This is a genomic window from Idiomarina ramblicola (assembly GCF_003987255.1).
GTDB lineage: Bacteria > Pseudomonadota > Gammaproteobacteria > Enterobacterales > Alteromonadaceae > Idiomarina > Idiomarina ramblicola.
The window spans coordinates 136669-157325 of record NZ_PIQC01000008.1; the positions used below are offsets into that span (position 1 = coordinate 136669).

A 20657-nucleotide genomic window follows, 5' to 3' on the forward strand; every position below is an offset into this window, starting at 1 on the left:
ATACTCTCCGTTTATAGTTTCAGTACCTAATGTAAATTCAGAATCAGTAGAACTCAACTGATTTTACAGAAAACTCAGCGGATTCGATACGCGGAATTATTATGGCGACTTTGTACTCAAAACCTGCAACTGATGAACCGGCATGGTGGTTCATTGTCAGCTCCGATCACCTTTTTCTCGATGATACCGGAGAAGTGCCTTTTGGGTGTTTGCAAGATTTAGGTTTTCCGGACTTAAATGAGTATCGGGTCGTCGAGATAGGTGAGTTGCGAGAGCGTAGTTGTTACTTAGTCATGGCCGATTACATGGATGAGCAGTTTACAGGGGGCGAGTTTGCGCCGTTAAGACAGCTGCTGGTGGTTGAGGACATGGAAAAGTTTGCAATGGCTGGCAGAGCCCGGCAATTCAGTGACTTTTTGAATACTCACCGTTTTTGCGGTCGTTGTGGTGCACGCATGCAGACCATTGAGTGGGAACTGGCAATGCATTGTAATCAATGTCAGCACCGATGTTACCCCAGAGTGTCGCCGTGCATTATTGTCGCTATTCGTAAAGGCGATAAAATTTTGCTGGCTCAGGGAAAGCGACATAAAGCCGGGCTGCATTCCATTCTTGCGGGTTTTGTTGAGGCGGGCGAGAGTTTGGAGCAGGCACTTGAGCGGGAAGTGTATGAAGAAGCAGGAATTCGCGTTAAAAACATTCAGTACCATTTAAGTCAGCCCTGGTCTTTTCCTCATTCGTTAATGATGGGATACACCGCAGACTGGGCCGAGGGCGAACTGCATATTGATCCGCACGAATTGGTGACAGGCGACTGGTTTGCTTTTGACGACCTGCCGGATATTCCGCCTGAAGGAACCATAGCAAGAACTTTGATTGACCTATCCCAAAAGAGGTAAGCATAAGTTTTCATGGAGCCAATGCCTGCAGACTGATAAAATGCCGGGCATTGATGTTGATAAATAATTGGATTCACTATGACCGCTCCGGCGCTTAAAAATGATCGTTACCTTCGTGCATTGGCAAAACAGCCCGTTGATCGCACCCCTGTCTGGATGATGCGTCAGGCTGGCCGCTATTTACCTGAGTATAAGGAAGTGCGCGCTGAGGCCGGCGATTTCATGTCCTTGTGCCGGAACACTGAGCTTGCCTGCGAAGTGACCATGCAACCATTGCGTCGGTTCGACCTGGATGCCGCCATACTCTTTAGTGATATTTTGACCATTCCCGATGCTATGGGTCTGGGTTTATATTTTGAAGCTGGCGAAGGCCCGAAGTTTAAAGACCCGGTACGCAGCATGGCCGCTATTAAAAACCTGGCCGTGCCCGATATGGAAGACGAGCTGGGTTATGTAATGGATGCTGTGCGTGCTATTCGTCGTGAACTGAATGGCAGTGTACCGCTTATAGGTTTTTCCGGCAGTCCATGGACACTGGCAACCTATATGGTTGAAGGCGGCAGCACCAAAAACTTCTCTAAAGTGAAGCAATTGATGTTTGCTGATCCTGAAGCCATGCATACTTTGCTGAATGTTCTGGCTGAGTCCGTTACTCAGTATCTAAATGCACAGATTGCCGCAGGTGCGCAGTCGGTCATGATATTCGATACCTGGGGCGGTGTTTTATCACCCAGAGACTACAAAGCCTTTTCTCTGGCTTATATGGAAAAAATTGTGTCGGGTCTTACACGAGAAGCAGATGGACGCAAAGTGCCCGTTACTCTGTTTACTAAGAATGGCGGACAGTGGCTAGAAGCAATGGCAGCCAGTGGCGCAGATGCGCTGGGTGTCGACTGGACAACGGACTTAGCCGATGCCAGAGGGCGTGTTGGCGGGCAAGTTGCCCTGCAAGGCAATATGGATCCTAGCGTACTGTACGCAAAGCCTGAACGAATAGAGGAAGAAGTAAAAGCCATTCTGCAAAGCTATGGTTCAGGCACTGGGCATGTGTTCAATTTGGGCCATGGTATCCACCCTGAAGTTGATCCCGATCATGCTGCAGCTTTTATTAACGCGATTCATAAATACAGTCCCGCATTTCACTCAAACGATTGAATTTGCGATTAAACCGCCATAATCCTCGTTAAGTGCACCGCCTTTTGGCGGTGTTTTGCGTACAATGGTCTATGTTAAAACCGTTGTATTAAGAACTTAGAGGTAAACATGGCGAAACGTTCCTGGATCAACCCGATAACCATTGTTGTCGTAATACTTATGGCAGCAGCTGTCTATTTATTTGGGTTCCCACCCAAAGAAGAGATCGAAGAGGGTAAAGAGCAGACCGTTCCGGTAAAAGTTCAGACAGCCGAAATTAGTGAGTTTCGTGACACGATCGAAGCGCTTGGTACCGCCATGGCCAATGAAACGGTTCGTATCACCGCACAAACTCAGGATGTTGTTGAAAAAATCTACTTCGAAAGTGGTGATTTAGTTGAGCAGGGACAGTTGTTGGCTGAGTTGAATGCTCGTAAAGAAGTCGCCCGGGTACAACAGCTGAAATTTAGTCTGGACGAGGCCAAGCGCCAACTGGAACGTATTACTGAATTACGCCGTGGTAATGCGGCCTCGCAACAGCAATTTGACGAGCAGCAAGTCCGGGTCAACGGACTTCAGGCTGATTTAGAAGTTGCGGAAGCCACTTTAAGAGAAATGAAGATTCACGCACCATTTTCTGGTCGCGTCGGCATTCGTGAGATTAGTGCGGGTTCATTAGTGAGCCCTGGTGACGTTTTCACCACACTGGATGATATCAAACCGATTAAAATCGATTTCAGCGTGCCGGAACGATATTTCGCTAGTATCGCCGTTGACCAGGAAGTGATTACCCGTAGCCGTGCTTACCCGGGTGAGCAGTTTGTTGGTCGCATTGCCAGCATTGATTCGCGTGTTGACCCTGTGACTCGCTCGGTTAAAGTACGCGCCAAAATTGATAACGACGATGAGCGCCTGCGTCCGGGAATGTTGCTACAAGTGACTTTGCTGAGAAGCATTGATGAAGCCTTATTACTGCCTGAAAAAGCGCTTATTCCTATTCAAAACAGACAATATGTTTACGTATTAACGCCCGATAACCGTGCTCGTCAAAAAGAGGTCACTATTGGCCGCCGTAAGCCCGGGATTGTGGAAATTACAGACGGTCTGAAGCCGGGAGAGAAAGTCATTATAGAAGGCATTGTTCGCCTTCGTGACGGTATACCTGTTTCTGTGCAGGAGGGTTAATTTATGCTGTTGTCTGACCTTTCTGTAAAACGTCCGGTATTTGCGACCGTACTGAATATTCTGTTGGTGGTCTTTGGCATTGTCGCTTTTACCATGTTGCCGCTGCGCGAATACCCGGATATCGATCGTCCCATCGTTTCTATTGATACTGACTATCCGGGTGCTTCTGCTGAAGTAGTGGAAACTCAGGTAACCCAGTTGGTAGAAGATCGTATCAGCGGAATTGAAGGCATTAAAAACATCAGTTCAAGCAGCCGTAACGGGCGATCCAGAATCAGTATTGAGTTTAATTTAAGCCGAGATATTGACGCCGCTTCTAACGATGTTCGTGAACGCGTATCCCGAGTGCTCGATAACCTGCCTGAAGAAGCTGATCCGCCCGAAGTGTCGAAAGCGTCCAGCGATGAAAGTACCATTGTTTGGTATAACCTGCGCAGTGAGAGCATGTCGATTCTGGAGCTGACCGATTATGCCGAACGGTACATTGTCGACCGGCTTTCTGTTGCCGACGGTGTGGCGCGGGTTGTGATTGGTGGTGATCGCCGCTATGCCATGCGTGTCTGGCTGGACAGAGATGCAATGGCTGCACGACAGGTAACGGTAACGGACATTGTCAGCCGCTTACGCGAGGAAAACGTCGAGCTTCCTGCGGGTGAGGTCGAATCAACGGACAGAGAATTTTCTGTTCGTATGGCGCGAGCTTACTTGTCACCGGAAGACTTTAAAAACCTGGTGATACGACAAGGCGACGATGGTTATTTAGTGCGCCTGGGTGAGGTGGCTCGAGTAGAATTGGGTGCCGAGGATGATAAAACCGACTTCCGTGGAAACGGGGTGAACATGGTCGGTGTTGGTGTCATTAAGCAATCGAAAGGCAACACGCTTGATGTAGTAAAGAACGTCCATCGGGAAATGAGAAAAATTCAGGAAACCTTGCCCGAAACCATGTATCTGGCCCCCAGCTATGACTCGTCGATATTTATCCAGGGTTCGGTTGACGAAGTGTATAACACTCTGGCCGTGGCGATGGCGCTGGTTATTGTCGTTATTTATCTGTTTTTGGGAAATATCCGGGCAACCATTGTTCCTGCGTTAACCGTACCGGTTGCTATTATTGCATCCTACATGGTTTTGTTCGCATTGGGCTTTTCTATTAACTTATTAACCTTGCTGGCTCTGGTGCTGGCGATTGGTCTGGTGGTTGATGACTCCATCGTGGTTTTGGAAAACATTTACCGCCGTATAGAAGAAGGAGAGCCTCCTATTTTGGCGGCTTACCGAGGCGCCAGGGAAGTGGGTTTTGCCGTTATTGCCACCACCTTGGTGTTGATTTCGGTGTTTGTGCCACTGGCTTTCTTAGAAGGAAATATCGGTAAACTCTTTACCGAGTTTGCTATCGCTATAGCCGCTGCGGTTGCCTTCTCCAGCATTGCTGCGCTCACACTAACACCGATGCTGAGCTCTAAGGTGCTGAGTAAAAAGGAGCGTACCAGTAAGTTCGGTAAAGGCTTCGATGCCACTTTCAACTGGCTTGAAAGAGGTTATCGCAACGTGCTCGAAAAGAGCGTTAAGCGCCCGCTTATGGCGTTGGTATTGGTGATTATGTCGGGCGTTGTCGCTTTTGGGCTGTTTAGTTTTATACCTCAGGAGTTTGCACCGCCGGAAGACCGCGGTACGTTCTACATTCAAGTTCGTAGTGCTGAGGGGGCCAGTTTCGAGTCGAGCTCCAGGCACATGGATGAAATTGAGCAAATTTTGCTGCCTTATATCGATGAAGGCAAAATTGACCGCCTGATTGTCCGTGCTCCCGGGTGGGGAGGTAGTGCTGGTATTGCTATTGTAGGCGCAGTGCCTTTCGATGAACGAGAGTGGTCTAGCTTTGATTTAATGGAAGAAATGCGGTCGCAACTGGACTCGGTTGTAGGCGTGCAGGCTTTCGCCTTTATGCGTAGTGGCATTAGTGGAGGCGGCGGGCGCCCGGTAGAGTTTGTTTTACAAGGTAACACTTACGAGCGTCTGGCTGAGTTCCGGGATATTGTGATTGAAGAGGCCTCGACAAACCCCGGCCTACAGAACCTGGACAGCGACTACAAAGAAACCTTGCCGCAGCTATTGATTCAGGTTGATGAAGCCAGCGCTGCCGATTTAGGCGTTTCGGTGCAGGATATAGGCATTACCCTGCAGTCGGTATTAGGCCAAAGGCGGGTGACGACCTACCTTGATCGTGGTGAAGAATATGACGTCATGCTGGAAGGTGAAAAAGCGGATTACCGAAGCCCTGGTGCTATCGATAATATTTATGTGCGTTCTCGCAAAAGCGAAGAACTTATCCCACTTTCTAACCTTGTTAGTATCACTGAGCAGGCAACGTCAGCACGGCTTAATCGATACAACCGCATGCGTAGTGTTACAATTGAAGCAAACCTCGCCGAAGGCTATTCACTGGGTGAGGCGCTAAGTTATCTGGAAGGGGTTGTTCAGGAGAAACTGCCGGAAGACGTTTCGATTGACTATAAAGGTGAATCTCAACTCTATAAAGAAAGCGGTAACTCGATCATTTTTGTGTTCGGTCTCGCACTGGTGATCACCTTCCTGGTTCTGGCTGCACAATTCGAGAGCTTCATTCACCCGTTGGTGATTATGCTGGCGGTACCGATGGCTATCGTTGGGGCCTTATTAGCGCTTTATGTAACCGGTATGAGTATTAATATTTACAGTCAGATTGGTATTGTGATGTTAATCGGGCTGGCGGCGAAAAACGGCATCCTTATAGTCGAATTTGCCAACCAGCTCCGTGACTCCGGGGTAGAGTTCAAAGAGGCTGTACTTAAAGCTGCTCAACAACGTCTACGACCTATTGTCATGACGGCGTTCACCACCCTAATGAGTGCAATGCCGCTGATTCTGGGGTCTGGCCCGGGTGCCGAAAGCCGAATGGTGATTGGTACAGTGATTTTTGCCGGTGTTGCGGTGTCTGCCTTTTTAACGCTATTTGTTATTCCGGCTCTGTACATTGCCCTGGCCCAGAAAACCAGTTCGCCAATGGCTATTACTCGCAAACTGGAATCGTTACAGGAAGAATACCCGGACCATCACAGTTGATGGTCCGCTACGCTATTTAGAGTGCTAATAATGCAGAATGGGTTCGTTGCCGGCCGTGGTCAGGCCGGCGATGACATTTTGGGCGTAAGCAGGATGATTCGTGAAAATTCCATCCACACCCATTGCGTGCAGTTCTTCTATATCGTGCTGGCCGTCTACTGTGTAGACATAAACTTGTAAGCCCCTGCGATGGCCGTCTTCCACCAGCTCGGGTGTCACAAAGTCGACGGCAAAGTGAGCTGAGAAGGCTTGTAGCTCTTCTGCAAAATAACAATAGCTCAATGGGCAACTGGCACTCAAAGCACCTATTTTAATTTCAGGTCGACGCTTTTTAAGCCGTTGCAACCAGTGGTGATTAAAAGACGACACCAACAGTTGTTCGGGATTGAAATTCGCATGCTCCAGAGCGTAATCAACATCAAGCAATAATTCTTTCGTAGGCACATCACCTTTAAGCTCGATATTCACGTGGCAATGTCCGTTAATATGAGCGAGTGCTTCGCGCAAAGTGGGGATGGATTGCTGGCCAAACACTTTCAAATGTTTGATCTGTTCAGCGGTGAGATCTTTTAATCTGCCGGGAGTGGCTGTCAGCCGTTCCAGGTACCGGTCATGGAACACAAAGCGCTCACCGTCTATGGCGTAAACGTCGAGTTCAATGCCGTGCACGCCGCTGTCCATGGCCCGGGAGAAGGCGGCAAGCGTGTTCTCGGGGGCCTCATAACTGGCCCCTCGGTGCGCCCATAAAATCAATCGTCGCTCTCTTTTCTTTCTGCCATGACTTCGCCCATACGTGTGGTAGAAAGCGGCTTAAGCTTGTCACCAAATTCAATCGAGTCTTCAGCAAAGGTTAACACCACCGTTGAACCGAGTTTGAAATGACCCATTTCTTCACCTTTTTTAAGGTGTATAGCCGTGTGTCCTGATGTTGGATAAGACCAGCTTTGAATGCGCCCTCCGGTGGGTGGTGTTACGGTGCCCGACCATACTGTACCGATACTGGCAACGATAGTCGCACCGACCAGTACCATCGACATGGGGCCGACTTCGGTGTCGAAAATAGCGACAACCCGCTCATTACGGGCGAACAAGTTGGGTACATTAGCCGCTGTTAACGGGTTTACGGAAAACAGATCGCCTGGTACGTAAATCATCTTTTTCAGAACGCCATCGCAGGGCATATGAATGCGGTGGTAATCTTTCGGTGCCAGGTAAATGGTTGCGAACTTACCGTTTACAAAAGGTTTGGCGTCTTCTTCGTTGCCGCCCAGTAACTCCTGTAACGAGTAGTCGTGCCCTTTGGCCTGAAATATTCGGCCTTCTTCAATGTCGCCTAACTGACTGACGGCACCGTCGACCGGGTGTGCTAACTCATCGTCTTTTGCTTCCAACGGTCTAAGTTCCGGCTTTAGATATCGGGTAAAAAACTCATTAAAGGTCTTATACGCTTTTGGTGACTCGTGAATGGCCTCACTCATGTCAATTTTATACTGCCGAATAAACCAACGGATAAACAACTGGGTAAACCAACCGGCACGGGCAGCTGCAAATTTCCCTACTAAGCGGGAAGTCAGATGTTTGGGCATGACATGTTGGAAGAAAATTTTGACTTTGTCGGTCTTAGACACAATTATTTACCTCGAATTGCCCGACTGGGCTTTTGTGTTTTCATCGTTTCTATAATGCGATGATAATTAGAAAGGCGCCATTCATGCAATTGATTGTTACTCACAGCCTCTTGTAATGCGCAGCCCGGATCATCTCCGTGTTTACAGTCGCGGAATTTGCAGCCACCTAAATAGTCGCGAAAATCCACATAACAACGGGCAATTCGTTCAGGCTCAAGGTGCCATAATGAAAACTCGCGAATACCCGGAGAATCAATCAGAGCACCGCCTTGTTTTAAGTCATACCAGGTTGCTACGGTTGTCGTGTGCTGGCCTAATCCTGAGTTATCGGACACTAAATTCGTTTCTGCGTTCACGTCAGGTAGCAGCTGATTGACCAGCGAGGATTTGCCTACCCCCGACTGTCCAACCACAATAGAAATACTGTCTTTTAACATATCCTGCAGAGCATCCAGACCATCCTGAGTCGCACTGCTGACGTTAAGGACTTTATAGCCGATGCTCTCGTAGTCTTTTAAGCGCTGCTCAATATGACTGCGTTCATCCTCATCAATCTCGGACAGTAAATCGGCTTTATTCAGCACAATAACGGGGTCTATACCGATGTCTTCACAGGCGACTAAATAACGGTCGATAATGGGGGAGGAGAAGCTCGGCAGTACGCTTGAAATGATAAAAATTTGGTCTATGTTGGCGGCAACAGGCTTTAAACCATCGTAATAATCGGGACGTGAGAGCAAGCTTTCGCGCTCCTGAACGGCCACGACAACACCTTGCATCCCTTGTTGTTCTGCCGTTGCTCTTGACCACAGGACGCTGTCGCCACAAACCAGGCTGTCGATAACTCTGCGAATATGGCAACGATGAGTGTTGCCATATTCATCACGAATATCGGCATGTTGGCCAAATCGGCTGATAACGCGACCGGCCTCCGGGGCATTGAGCTGGCTGTCAGTCCATTCGATATCGGTATTTTTCAGTCGCTTTTTTTGATTGACTGATACCTGCCGTTGCTGGCCTTTATTAAGACGTCTGCGTTTTACCAAGCCGGTTAACCTGTTGTCGTGCAATAAATGACGCTATCATACAACAAATTGGATTAAGAGAGCAGGGTAATGACAGAGGACGATAAGAAACAACGCTTAATTTGGATTGACCTTGAAATGACAGGCCTGGTGCCGGAAGAGAACCATATTATTGAGGTTGCCACCATTGTGACCGACGCCCAGTTAAATACGATAGCCGAAGGCCCGGTTATTGCCGTTCACCAACCACAAAAGTACCTCGACAGAATGGATGAGTGGAACGTGAAAACTCATACCGGCTCGGGTCTGGTTGAACGGGTAAAGAAAAGCCAACACGATGAAGAAAAAGCAGCCGCAGAGACCATTGAGTTTTTAAAGCAATATATTGATGCCGGTGTCTCACCTATGTGTGGTAACAGTATTTGTCAGGATCGTCGGTTTTTGGCAAAACATATGCCCGAGCTGGAAGCTTTTTTCCATTATCGCAACCTGGATGTCAGCACACTAAAAGAGCTGGCAAAACGCTGGCATCCGGAGGTAGCTAACAGTTTTAAAAAGTCGGGGGCGCACGAAGCTTTGGCCGATATTCGTGAGTCCGTTGCCGAATTACAGCACTACAGAGAGCATTTTTTCAGCAAATAAGCCAATTGCGGCGCGAAAACTATTGACCTTATCGGTGGTATCAGTAGAATACACGCCGCACTGACGAAGCGGGAATAGCTCAGCTGGTAGAGCACAACCTTGCCAAGGTTGGGGTCGCGAGTTCGAATCTCGTTTCCCGCTCCAACGTCAGTCTTTCCAGAAGTACTGTAAAAGTATCAATACGCGGGAATAGCTCAGCTGGTAGAGCACAACCTTGCCAAGGTTGGGGTCGCGAGTTCGAATCTCGTTTCCCGCTCCAATTTTATGAATCCCCAGATTTATCCGAATTGTCCACCAATATGGCTATTGCGCCATCACCGGTGATATTACACGCGGTTCCGAAGCTATCTTGTGCCATATAAAGCGCAATCATTAAGGCGACTGCGGTTTCGCCAAAGCCCAACATTGAGCCCAGCAAACCAACGGCCGACATGACTGCGCCACCAGGTACACCGGGAGCTGCCAACATAACAACGCCAAGCATTAGAATAAACGGCAGGATGGTAAAGAAGCCCGGAATAGCAAGAGAGCTATGGAGTACCATCACAGCAACCGTGCAGCTGACAATGGTAATGGTTGAGCCTGCCAGGTGCACAGTGGCACACAAAGGGACCGTAAAGTTAGCGACATCGTTGTCGACTTTGTTGTTGCGAACGCTTTGCAGGGTCACCGGGATAGTGGCAGCACTCGACATAGTACCCAGCGCAGTAAAGTAGGCTGGGAGCATATTGCGAACAAGCATTAGCGGCGAACGACCACTTTTTAAACCGGCAATAATGAACATAGACGTAATGTAAACCCAGTGCAGGGCAACCGCTAAAAGCAGAATAACACCAAAAGTTTTTAGCGTACTGAAGACAGTTCCGGCGACCGCCATCTCGGCAAAAACGCCGGCAATGTAAAACGGCAATAAAGGAATGATGACTTTCACCAGCAGCAGCTCAATAATGTTCCGGCCTTGATCAGACAAGGTTTTTAGCTGTTGGGAGCCGGTGTTTGCAATACCTAAACCAAAGATAAACGCCAGCACTAACGCCGACATCACGCTTAATACGGGTGGCACATCCAGGGTAATAAACGGCTCTAATACGGTTTTCACATCGGTGGCCGCAGTCTGACCTTCGGTGGTTAGCCAGGGAACAACAAGGCTTGCCGCAAAGAAGGCGACAATACCGGCACAGACTGTCGATAAATACGCTATCCCTAATGTTTTACCCAGCATTTTGCCTGAATTATTGGGCAGGCTGGCAATACCGCTGGTAATGAAAAACAAAATTAATAATGGAATAGTGAAAAACAACAGTTCACCGAAAAGGCTTTTGAAGGTGAGTAGTATCTGGCTAACCCAATGCGGAGTAAAAAGACCAATAAGAATACCGGCAGCAATGCCGGCAATAAGCTTTAAAACTAATCCCATAATGACTCACCACTTATAATTTTTAGAGAATACCTTTTAGGTGTGCGACCACACTTCGGCCGAGCGCGCTGAGATTATAGCCGCCTTCCAGGCAAGATACGATACGCCCGTCACAATGTTCGTCGGCTATTTCTTTCAGTTTGTGGCTTATCCAGTGGTAGTCTTCTTCTTTTAGCAGGAACTGTGACATGTCGTCTTCGGCGTGGCCGTCAAACCCTGCGGAAATCAGTATCAATTGCGGTGCAAAGTTATTGAGCACACCAAACCACTGCTTGCTCACCGCTTGTTGCCACTGTGGCCCTTTGCAGCCAGCTGGCAGCGGGACATTATGGACATTACCGGCACTGGTGCCTTCGCCGGTAAAAGGGTAAAACGCCTGCTGAAAGGAAGAACACAACAAAATGCGCTCGTCACCCTGAACAATGTCTTCGGTTCCGTTGCCGTGGTGAACGTCAAAGTCGACAATAGCCACTCGCTCAAGGCCATGTTCTTCTAGCGCATGGTATGCCGCAATAGCAACATTATTAAATAGGCAAAAGCCCATAGCCTTGTCACGAGTGGCGTGGTGTCCGGGCGGGCGAACCGCACAAAATGCTTGTTTGTTGAATGTGGTCATCACATCGTCAACGGCATTGATAGCGGCGCCTGCGGCTTTCAGTGCTGCAGCCTTACTGCCCGGCGTGACTAAGGTGTCCGGATCAATCCATTCATAACCGTGTTCCGGAATTTGCCCGAAAACGAAATCGACGTGAGCCTTTGAATGGGCTTTGTAGAGAGCTTTAAGTGGCGCCTCAGTGGCGTCCTTTCTGACAAGCACAAAGTCCATTCCTGAGCGAATCAGTTGATCGTTAATGGCGGTGATACGAGCCGGACATTCCGGGTGTTGCTCATCGGGAATGTGGCTGAGGCAATCGGGGTGACTAAAAACAACGATAGACATAAGTTACTCAGCACCTTCTATAAGCTCAAGCTTGAGCAGTACTTCGCCGGGTTCTTCGCTTGGCAGTCGCTTAAATCCGCCGCGCTCAAACACGCTTAACATCGGTTTATTGGCGGCCAGAACATAAGCTTGCATACTGTCTAAACCCCGTTCTTTAGCAATGCGGATCATCTCATCTAAAAGCATACCCGCCATGCCACGACCCTGATATTTTTCGCGGGTGACAAAAGCGACTTCGCAGCTATTTTGTGACTCAATGAAGTAATAACGCCCCACGGCTTGAATTTGAACCGCAGAGCCTTTTTGACGAACAATGCACAGTGCTAAATCTCTGGACTGATCAATACTGACCAGGTTACACGACTTTTCCCTGGTCATGGTGGTGGGTACCGCGTTATAGCGCAGTTGCAGAGTTTCTTTGGTATGAGAATAGAAAAACTCCTGCAGTCGCCTCTCGTCTGAAGGGTAAAGCGGCCTTAAATCAAAAGACTCATTATTGATTGTGAGTTTTTTAAAGCCTATATCGCCAAGTTCCGGCACATCGACAGGCGTTTGTTGCTGATAGTGAGGAACCCAGTAGTGTTTACGAACTTCCTGTAATAACTGGCTACGAAATTTGGGGTGAGCAACCCGAATGAGCTCAAGGGCTCTTTCCCGGATACTTTTCCCTCGCAGCGAAGCCACACCAAACTCTGTAACCACGTAATGTACGTGTCCGCGCGTGGTAACCACCCCCGCGCCTTCGCGAATATAAGGAACAATACGCGACACTTTGCCGTCTTCTGTTGTAGATGGCAGAGCAATAACCGGTTTGCCGCCTTTACTTAAGGATGCCCCCCGGCTGAAATCGACTTGTCCACCAATGCCGCTGTAGAACTGATGTCCAATGGAGTCAGATACAACTTGGCCGGTCAAATCGACTTCAATGGCGCTGTTAATGGCAACGAGCTTATCGTTGCGGGCGACATTGGCTGGCGAGTTAACGTATTCGCTCGGATAAAAGCCCACATGAGGATTATGATCGACAAAGTCATACAAAGCTTTTGAACCCATACAAAAACTGGTAACGATTTTGTTCGGATGGAAAGTCTTTTTACGGTTGTTGATAACCCCTTTCAGCATCAAGTGCATGACATCATCAGTAATCAGCTCGCTATGAATGCCGAGATCCTTATGGTTGCTTAAGTAACGCAGCGCGGCCGCGCAAATGGTGCCGACACCAATTTGAAGTGTGGAGCCATTCTCTACTAATAAGGCAATATACTGACCAATCCGCTCTATAATTTTACTGTTTTCCAGGCTCGGCGGAGGTAACTCCGGTAATGGCGCGGCATGCTCCCAGACATGATGAATCTGATTCGTATGTAAAAAAGATTGACCATAAGTGACCGGCATATTGGGGTTCACCTGGGCAATAACCGTATTGGCCGACTTAGCGGCTGCGGCAACCACATCGACTGAAACGCCCATGGAATGATAACCGTATTTATCGGCCGGGCCGACCATGATTAAAGCGGCGTCCAAGGGCAGAATACCGTTGTTAAAAAGATTAGGAATATCGGAGATAAAGCTGGGGGTGTAATCTGCGCGTCCCTCATTAACTGCAGTACGGACCGTATCGCCACCGATGAAAAAGGTGTTTACCTTAAATAGTTGCTGATACTGCGGGCTTGCCCACTTGTTGTCAGACAACGTCATCAACTGCACAATTTCAATATCGTGCAGATTTTTTGCGTTTTCTATTAAGTCATCGATAAGAGCCGTTGGCACCGCTGCGTGGGAGCCGATAAAAATTCTTTGCCCGGATTTTAGTATCTTTGACCAATCTAACTTTGTTGTCGCCATAGGCTTGTTTTACCTCAGTGTTTCGCTTTGTGCAATCATTCCAATTGAGATAAACTCGGTGGTTAATTAATCATCGAATGGACTCATTCCCATGTCATATAAAAACAATAAGTGGGTCAGTGATCATTTAACCGCATTGGTATTGGCGCTGTTACTCGGCTTAGGGGTAACAGCAGCACAGGCTGCGACTGACAACATTAACGGTGTTGCTGTTGATATGGCAATGGAAGAACAGTTAGATGACTACCTGAGTTCTCTGGGTGAAGAGGACATCGATTCTAACGCCATTTTATTCGACGTATTAGATTCGTTGTCGCAGCAGACGCCTTTAGCAACCCGGATACGAGCCAAAAGTTACGAAGTGTTCTGGTATTACTATGAAGGTGATACCGAACTGGCTTTCGAAAAGCTCGATAAGCTGCTAACTATGACTGAAAAGAGTGAGCTTGCTGATGTCATAACGGAAGCTCGTGCGACTCAGGTTGAGTTGCTGCAAGCTGAGGGGAAACAAGGCGAAGCGTTTTTATTGATTAACGATGTTGAAATTCCCCTTGCTAATGCCCGTAACCCCCGGGTTCGTTATTACGCACATAATCTTATTTCCCGAATTTACGCTGACTGGAACCGGTACGATGATGCGTTACGGCATTTGTTGCTAGCACAGGAAGCAGTAAACGAAACGAACAATGAGAGAACGCCGGTTCGTAAACAGTATTTAGACTACTCAATAGCGATCATCCAGTCGGAGCTAAAAAACTGGGAAGGTTCGTTAAAAACCATTAGCAACGCAATAGAAAACGCGAAAGAAGACGGCCTCACCTATGACTTGCCGGACTTCTATTTGCATAAATCTTATGTTGAAGCTGGCCTGGGAGATAGAGAGGCGTCACTGGATTCCTTAAGGGATGCATATCAAACCGCCGTCAAAGACGAACGTGAATATTTGCTTCCAGTTATTCTGAATAACTTTGGCGACCACTATATGTATGAAGAAGAGTGGGAGAACGCTCGTAGTCACTTGCGGGAGGCATTGGGTCTTGCCGAAGCGGTTGAGGATAAATGGATGGCTCAGACTGTCCACTTTAACTTAGGTTTTATTGATGTACGGCAAGGCAATACAGAAGCTGGCCTGGAAGAAATGCGCGAGGCGGTTCAGTTTTACCGCGATGAAGACATAAAAATTGAAGTGGAAGGCATGTTGGGTGAGTTAGCGTTAGCGTATGAATTTGCCGGGCAGTATAAAAAACAGGCTGAAACGTTAAAACAGCAAATGGAGTTGATGGATGAGCTCTATCAAAACGACCAGCAGCAGAATTTAGCCAATTTACAGCATCTTTATGAGAGCAAAGATAAAGAACAGCAAATTGAGTTACTGGAGCGTCAGAATGAACTCAAACAGCAGTTGTTGGAAATTAATGAACAAAGAAACTTAATTTGGTTGTTGCTCGGAATTGTCGCGATATTTGCGGCGATATTCATTCTGTTGCTTTATAGAAAAGCGCGACGAGCGAATTTGAGATTAAAAGAGGCCAATAACTTGCTTGCCGATCAGTCGCGCAAAGATCCACTGACTGGATTATTCAATCGCCGGGCATTGCAGGAAGAAATGGAAGAGCGTCAACAGCACGGTGAACGGCGCGAAGCATCGACTCATTCCGATGGATTAATTTTGCTGGATATCGATTTCTTCAAGCGCATTAATGATAAATACGGACACGCCGGAGGCGACGAAGTATTAAGGGAGATCAGTCGGCGCTTACAAAAGGAGTGCCGCGTAAGCGACAAACTGATCCGTTGGGGTGGCGAAGAGTTTTTGTTTTTAGTTCGTAATGTTGATAGCTCTGATCTTGAAGAAATGAGTGAACGGATCTTAAGAGAAATTGCGAAAGAGCCGGTGATTTACGAAGGGAAAAAGATTTTTGTTACAACGACTATCGGCTTTATTCAATTACCCTTTGCGGATATCTCCGAGCAGGAAATGGACTGGGAAAAGGTTCTCCAGGTTGCTGACATGGCGCTCTATACCGGAAAAGCGCATGGTCGCAATCGTGCTTGTGGTGTCACCGGCTTACATGTTGAGTACGAACAAGCGCGCACTGTACTGGAGTCGGATCTATCGGCTGCTTTAAATAAGGAATGGATTTCGATGGTGACTATTGAAGGTCCTCAACTTGCTAATAAGTCGAGTTAGGCGTGCTTAAGTTATCGCAATTTGGTCCGGGGGCCTTGGTTGCTGCTGCTTTTATTGGGCCGGGCACGGTAGTTACTGCGTCGCTGGCCGGGGCAAATTTCGGCTACGCCTTGCTGTGGGCTTTGCTATTTTCTATTGTTGCCTGCGTCATTCTCCAGGAAATGTCCGCCCGTATTGGTCTGGTAACTCAGGCAGGCCTTGGCGAGAATATCCGAAATAATTTAACTTCTGGATGGCTTAGGTGGCTGGCGCTGCTGCTTATTTTTAGTGCTATTGCGATTGGAAATAGTGTCTACCAGGGGGGAAACTTATCTGGTGCAAGCTTAGGCGCCAGTGAACTTGTTGGCCCGGTACCAATACTTGACGGCTGGCTGAGTAATGCCTGGGCACTTATCATTGGTGTCATTGCGCTACTGATACTCTGGACAGGTAATGCACGAGTGATAGAAAAAGCGCTCATCGGAATGGTTTTGCTAATGAGCATTGCCTTTATCGGGACTTTCTTACTCACCAATCCAGACTGGAGTGCTGTATTTAAAGGGACTTTCGGGTTTTCACTACCCACCGGAGCGACATTAACGGTTGTCGCCTTAATTGGCACCACCGTGGTTCCTTATAATATTTTCCTGCATGCCTCTAGCGTTTCTAAGAAATGGCAGTCGCCGGATGAGCTTCCTGCAGCTCGTCGTGATTTGTTCCTATCAATACCGTTTGGTGGCCTCATTTCTATGGCTATTGTGGCGACAGCTGCATCGGCATTTTTTGGTCAACAAGTGAACATTGAAAGTGCCGGGGACCTCGCTGAGTCTCTGCGGCCCTTATTTGGAGACGGAGCAACGTACTTAATGGCAATAGGGCTGTTCGCTGCAGGTATTTCGTCGGCGACAACGGCGCCTTTAGCAAGCGCTTATGCGTTATGTGGCATTATGGGCTGGTCGGTTAACTTACGGAGTAAAGCCTTCAGAAGTGTCTGGTTGTCGATTCTGGTGATAGGCGTGATTATTTCCAGCGTTGGCATAAAACCAGTAACGGTTATCTGGTTTGCTCAAGTGGCTAATGGCATTCTGTTACCAGTGATTGTCGGCTTTCTCTGGTGGCTATGTCAGAGTTCGATGTTAGGAAAGTATCGCAACTCCTTGTTGCAAAATATTCTTGCTGCAATCATCTTTTTAATTTCTGTTGTGCTCAGTGGTAGAAGCTTGGGATCCGCCTTTGGTTTTTGGTAAGAGGAAGGCTACGTCCCTGTAGCCAAACTTTTAAAATATCGTTACTCGCTTGCGGCACCAATAAACTCTAATTCCTGCGGTTCGCTGGATGCTTCAATAGTAACGTTTTCGCTTAAGAAGAAGTCAACCTCATCATCGGCTTCAGGATCATCGTCGCCATTACAGGTAAGCGCTGCTGTGTAGTCTCCTGCAGCAATGAATCCCAGTGAGAAGTCGTAGGTGTCTACCCCATCAAAGTAAACCGCTGTGCTGGCATAAGGTTCGTTTTCTTCCGAACCGCCGTTATCAGCCAAGGTCGCTTCGTCTAAATCGCTGCCTTCATACAGGTAAACATAAGCCACTGGTTCCTCTGTTTTGTCTGGTGCCACAGTACAAGCTTGGTTAAAAAGTAATGCGCCTTCAGCCACGGTTCCTTTCAAATGGCCAACGTCAGAGTTATCGACCAGGCGAACACCACGAGGCTTAAGGATGTAATGATCCTGGCCCACTGGATTCGTCATAGAGTGTCGTAAGTCGAACTCGACAGTAAAGTTTAGATTGCCACCGGCATCGGCAGTAAAACCATCCAGTTTAAGCTCGTTTGACGGTACTTGTACGTCGATTCTTTCCGCTTCGCCATCACCATTCGTGTCCGTCATGATGTAGGAGCCTTCGGCCATTACCAGCCGCAACTGTCCATACTGCCCAGCTTCAATTTCAGCATTTTCAAGAAAGACCATGGAGTCATTACCGGTAAACTCCAATAAATCGATACCTATGGTGTTAGCAATAGGCTGTCCATCGGCATCAGTACAAAGATCATTTTCTTCAGGAGCTTCGATATCGTCACCAACTGTAAAGGTACGTGGTTCGTCGCCATTACCCGTAAGCTCAACGGCATTAAAGCAGGCAACAACCGATTCTGCGTTATCAACCGGAGCGTCACTAATACCCAGAGAAAACTGAGCGATATCATTGTTATTGTCACCACTGTCAGAGCCTCCACATGCGACTAGCCCTAATGTCGCAGTAGCCAGCGTCGTTAATAGAAACTTATTCATAGCGCCCTTCCTTTTTGGTTCTGAAGTAATTTGAAGCAAGATGACATGCTGTATTGTACGTGGCTAATTTATAGATGCTGTAATGGGTTGTTAAAAGGCATTTTACAAAGATTTTCATTGACAAAACTTTGAGATAGCTCTATATCGTCATTGTCGTATAGAGCGACAGACTTTTTGTTCGGTTTTAGTCTGCAGGAAGGGCTTACCCATGACCAAGATAACCCGTGAATTATTGTTAAAGAGACCGTTTAACGATTTCCGCAACTACCCTTATGGCTTTTCGCGCTCCGGCGATTTCTCAATTCGTGAAAGCGATGCGTTGACTCATTATGGCTGCCTGATTACAGCGATGCTGGCTGGTGAGTTTAAACCTGTTTTAAAAGAAGACATTGAACTCTTGGCGGCGTCCAGAGGTGAGCAGGCCCCGGTAACTACTGTAGAAAAAGCCTGGGCTAAGTATCAGGCGCGTATACATCGACCTAAAGTGGCCAGTATGTACGGACGGGGTAAGTTTGCCGATGATTCATTTGGCTCGGCTGCTGACACCGAAGACGACCTTATTGTTGAAGACTGATTTGTCTTAAACGACGGGGTTTTTGGCGGTGGCACATGTGACAGTGGCTACCGTCAAACTGCTTAGCTTCTTTTTTTGATTCGCTGGCTAATAGGGCGACATCGTGGTGTGATAAACACTCTGAAGGATCAGGCTGAACAACCCCAATTGCCAGACTCAGTATTGGATAAAACACGGGCTCCTGATTTCGGGACAGCGCTTTTATTCCGCCCATATCAATATGTTCCTGATGATAAAAGCGAGTGACCTCTTGTTCGAAGTCCCTGATGATTTTATCGCACAGTTGTTTGGTTTGGCTTTCGTCTTTAAAAATGGCGACGAAATCGTCACCTCCGATGTGACCAATGAAATGACCATATTTGAATAAGTGTTTTTGTATTATCAGTGCGAGCCATTTGATAATTTGATCACCTTGTTCGTAACCATAGATATCGTTGTAGGGTTTAAAATGGTTCAGATCAAAATAAGCGACGTGAAAGCGTTTCGATTCAAAAAGCTGAGCTTCAATAATTTGGTTAATAGCGATGTTACCAGGCAATTGAGTTAAGGGATTCGCGTGTCGTGCATTATTGACCTTTAATTCCGTTATTTTACGTAGTAAGTTCTTAATCGAAGCGACGCCATAGTAGTTTCCCTGGCGTGTAACAATAATATGCTGGTAGATATCAACTTCGTCATTATCTGTGATGAGCTGACTGACTTCTTCCAATGACGTTTTCCAGTCAACGGAAAGCGGGTTTCTATCCATGATGTAGGAAACGGGTTTATTAGCATACAACGCGTGACCGTATGAACCTGAAAAGAACTCCATGATCTTCTCCCGTCGAATAATTCCAGCCACTGTCTTTCCACTAATAACAGGTAAAGACGACAAGGTTTTGTCTTGCGTAAACGTATCAAGTACTTCTGCAGAACGGGTTTGGGCAGATACACAGTGAATCGTATCGACGACACTGGCAATGGTGCTTTGATAATTGATTGAGACATGATGATTTTGGGGTAGCAGTGTGGGGCTGACTTCCCGAACGGGACAAGGACTGGGTCGTCCGAGTAAGAATCCCTGACAATAATTCACTCCCATGGTCTGGAGTTGCTCAAGTTCATCGGACGTCTCAATGCCCTCAACGATGACTTTTGTCCGCAGACTGGTTGCCAGTGATAAGATACTCTGCACAAACTCCCTTTTTATCGATGATGTTTCGATAGAGTGAATAAAATATCGGTCAATTTTCACGTAATCAGGGTGTAGTTCGGACCAAAGTTTTAGACCTGAATAGCCGGCTCCCAGGTCATCGATGGCTATCATAAAGCCCAGCTTCTGGTAGTGGATAATGGCATGTTTTAAGTTTTCGGTGTCCTCAATAGGGTAACGTTCCGAAATTTCAATAACGATTTGCTCGGGTGGTATACCAAACTGCTGAGAGAGTCGTAAAGTCGATCCATGAGGGTGAGAATCGTCCTGCAGAACATTTGGGTTTACATTAAGAAAGAGCTTGCCGTGCATAGAGTGTTGCTGAAAAGCCTGCATAGCGGCGGAACGGCAAGCAAGTTCCAGCTCTGATAATACCTGCATTTCGCTGGCAAGCGAGAATAAGCGATCCGGATACTCAAGAGGATGCCCTTCAGGTCCACGAATAAGGGCCTCGTGGCCAATTATAATTCCTCTTGAGGTGTCTATGACAGGTTGGAATAGTGGGTAAAGCTGCTTTTCCCGAATAAGTGTTAGCAGTGTTTCGGTTAAATCACACTCTGACATAGAGCCTCCTGTCACAACAGAGTTAAAGCTTAGTCAGGCTTTATGACACTGTT

At 47.5% G+C, this 20657-nt stretch carries 16 protein-coding genes and 2 tRNA genes; 10 read left to right on the plus strand and 8 right to left on the minus strand.

What is annotated here, in order from left to right; translation table 11 throughout:
* Window positions 1-101 precede the first annotated feature (101 nt).
* From nudC to CWI78_RS11245, 4 genes are all read left to right on the plus strand, one after another.
* Window positions 102-899 carry an NAD(+) diphosphatase gene (gene nudC / locus CWI78_RS11230; RefSeq protein WP_126782901.1) on the plus strand — a complete coding sequence of 266 codons (798 nt, stop codon included), beginning with the start codon at window positions 102-104 and terminating at the stop codon, window positions 897-899.
* A gap of 78 nt (window positions 900-977) precedes the next feature.
* The gene (gene hemE / locus CWI78_RS11235) at window positions 978-2054 is read left to right on the plus strand and encodes a uroporphyrinogen decarboxylase (protein WP_126782902.1); all 1077 of its coding nucleotides are present in this window, start codon (window positions 978-980) and stop codon (window positions 2052-2054) included.
* Between the two features lie 108 nt (window positions 2055-2162).
* Window positions 2163-3218 carry an efflux RND transporter periplasmic adaptor subunit gene (locus CWI78_RS11240; RefSeq protein WP_126782903.1) on the plus strand — a complete coding sequence of 352 codons (1056 nt, stop codon included), beginning with the start codon at window positions 2163-2165 and terminating at the stop codon, window positions 3216-3218.
* A 3-nt stretch (window positions 3219-3221) separates the two neighbouring features.
* Window positions 3222-6320 (plus strand): efflux RND transporter permease subunit, encoded by a 3099-nt coding sequence (locus tag CWI78_RS11245; protein ID WP_126782904.1) that lies wholly within the window; start codon window positions 3222-3224, stop codon window positions 6318-6320.
* 24 nt (window positions 6321-6344) lie between these two features.
* Here the strand turns inward: CWI78_RS11245 and CWI78_RS11250 are convergent, their stop codons facing one another.
* Genes CWI78_RS11250 through rsgA form a run of 3 tightly spaced genes read right to left on the minus strand, consistent with a single transcriptional unit; the run spans window position 6345 to window position 8994 of the window.
* Window positions 6345-7073: a glycerophosphodiester phosphodiesterase gene (locus CWI78_RS11250; protein ID WP_126782905.1), complete on the minus strand. Its 729-nt coding sequence runs from the start codon at window positions 7071-7073 to the stop codon at window positions 6345-6347.
* Window positions 7070-7948, minus strand: a complete 879-nt coding sequence (gene asd, locus CWI78_RS11255) for an archaetidylserine decarboxylase (protein ID WP_126782906.1) — start codon at window positions 7946-7948, stop codon at window positions 7070-7072. The genes CWI78_RS11250 and asd overlap by 4 nt, the downstream gene beginning before the upstream one ends.
* A 2-nt stretch (window positions 7949-7950) precedes the next feature.
* On the minus strand, window positions 7951-8994 hold the full coding sequence (gene rsgA, locus CWI78_RS11260; RefSeq protein ID WP_126782907.1) for a small ribosomal subunit biogenesis GTPase RsgA: 1044 nt from the start codon (window positions 8992-8994) through the stop codon (window positions 7951-7953).
* Between the two features lie 69 nt (window positions 8995-9063).
* On the opposite strand from rsgA, the gene orn reads away from it, so the two are divergent.
* From orn to CWI78_RS11275, 3 genes are all read left to right on the plus strand, one after another.
* The gene (gene orn, locus CWI78_RS11265) at window positions 9064-9615 is read left to right on the plus strand and encodes an oligoribonuclease (protein ID WP_126782908.1); all 552 of its coding nucleotides are present in this window, start codon (window positions 9064-9066) and stop codon (window positions 9613-9615) included.
* Window positions 9616-9683: 68 nt separating this feature from the next.
* Window positions 9684-9759, plus strand: a tRNA-Gly gene (locus CWI78_RS11270).
* A 39-nt stretch (window positions 9760-9798) separates the two neighbouring features.
* Window positions 9799-9874: transfer RNA gene (locus CWI78_RS11275), tRNA-Gly, on the plus strand.
* 3 nt (window positions 9875-9877) lie between these two features.
* Here CWI78_RS11275 and CWI78_RS11280 read toward each other — a convergent pair.
* The 3 genes from CWI78_RS11280 to CWI78_RS11290 are packed head-to-tail and all read right to left on the minus strand — an operon-like array spanning window position 9878 to window position 13817.
* A complete protein-coding gene (locus CWI78_RS11280; protein WP_126782909.1) occupies window positions 9878-11032 on the minus strand; it encodes a dicarboxylate/amino acid:cation symporter in 1155 nt (384 codons plus the stop codon).
* Window positions 11033-11054: 22 nt separating this feature from the next.
* Window positions 11055-11972 carry a histone deacetylase family protein gene (locus tag CWI78_RS11285; protein WP_126782910.1) on the minus strand — a complete coding sequence of 306 codons (918 nt, stop codon included), beginning with the start codon at window positions 11970-11972 and terminating at the stop codon, window positions 11055-11057.
* A 3-nt stretch (window positions 11973-11975) separates the two neighbouring features.
* Window positions 11976-13817, minus strand: coding sequence for a GNAT family N-acetyltransferase (locus CWI78_RS11290; protein ID WP_126782911.1), 1842 nt, complete (start codon window positions 13815-13817; stop codon window positions 11976-11978).
* Between the two features lie 91 nt (window positions 13818-13908).
* Here CWI78_RS11290 and CWI78_RS11295 point away from each other — a divergent pair, with 91 nt between their 5' ends.
* Window positions 13909-16008 (plus strand): tetratricopeptide repeat-containing diguanylate cyclase, encoded by a 2100-nt coding sequence (locus CWI78_RS11295; protein WP_126782912.1) that lies wholly within the window; start codon window positions 13909-13911, stop codon window positions 16006-16008.
* A 2-nt stretch (window positions 16009-16010) separates the two neighbouring features.
* Entirely contained in the window at window positions 16011-17234 is a 1224-nt protein-coding gene (locus CWI78_RS11300) for an Nramp family divalent metal transporter (RefSeq protein ID WP_126782913.1), read from the plus strand.
* Window positions 17235-17275: 41 nt separating this feature from the next.
* Here CWI78_RS11300 and CWI78_RS11305 read toward each other — a convergent pair whose 3' ends face one another.
* Window positions 17276-18274: a DUF4382 domain-containing protein gene (locus CWI78_RS11305; RefSeq protein ID WP_126782914.1), complete on the minus strand. Its 999-nt coding sequence runs from the start codon at window positions 18272-18274 to the stop codon at window positions 17276-17278.
* A 208-nt stretch (window positions 18275-18482) separates the two neighbouring features.
* Between CWI78_RS11305 and CWI78_RS11310 the strand changes: the two genes are divergently transcribed.
* Window positions 18483-18848 (plus strand): MaoP family protein, encoded by a 366-nt coding sequence (locus tag CWI78_RS11310; protein WP_126782915.1) that lies wholly within the window; start codon window positions 18483-18485, stop codon window positions 18846-18848.
* Here CWI78_RS11310 and CWI78_RS11315 read toward each other — a convergent pair.
* Window positions 18832-20604, minus strand: coding sequence for a bifunctional diguanylate cyclase/phosphodiesterase (locus tag CWI78_RS11315; RefSeq protein ID WP_126782916.1), 1773 nt, complete (start codon window positions 20602-20604; stop codon window positions 18832-18834). The two genes, CWI78_RS11310 and CWI78_RS11315, sit on opposite strands and share 17 nt — an antisense overlap.
* Between the last annotated feature and the right edge of the window lie 53 nt (window positions 20605-20657).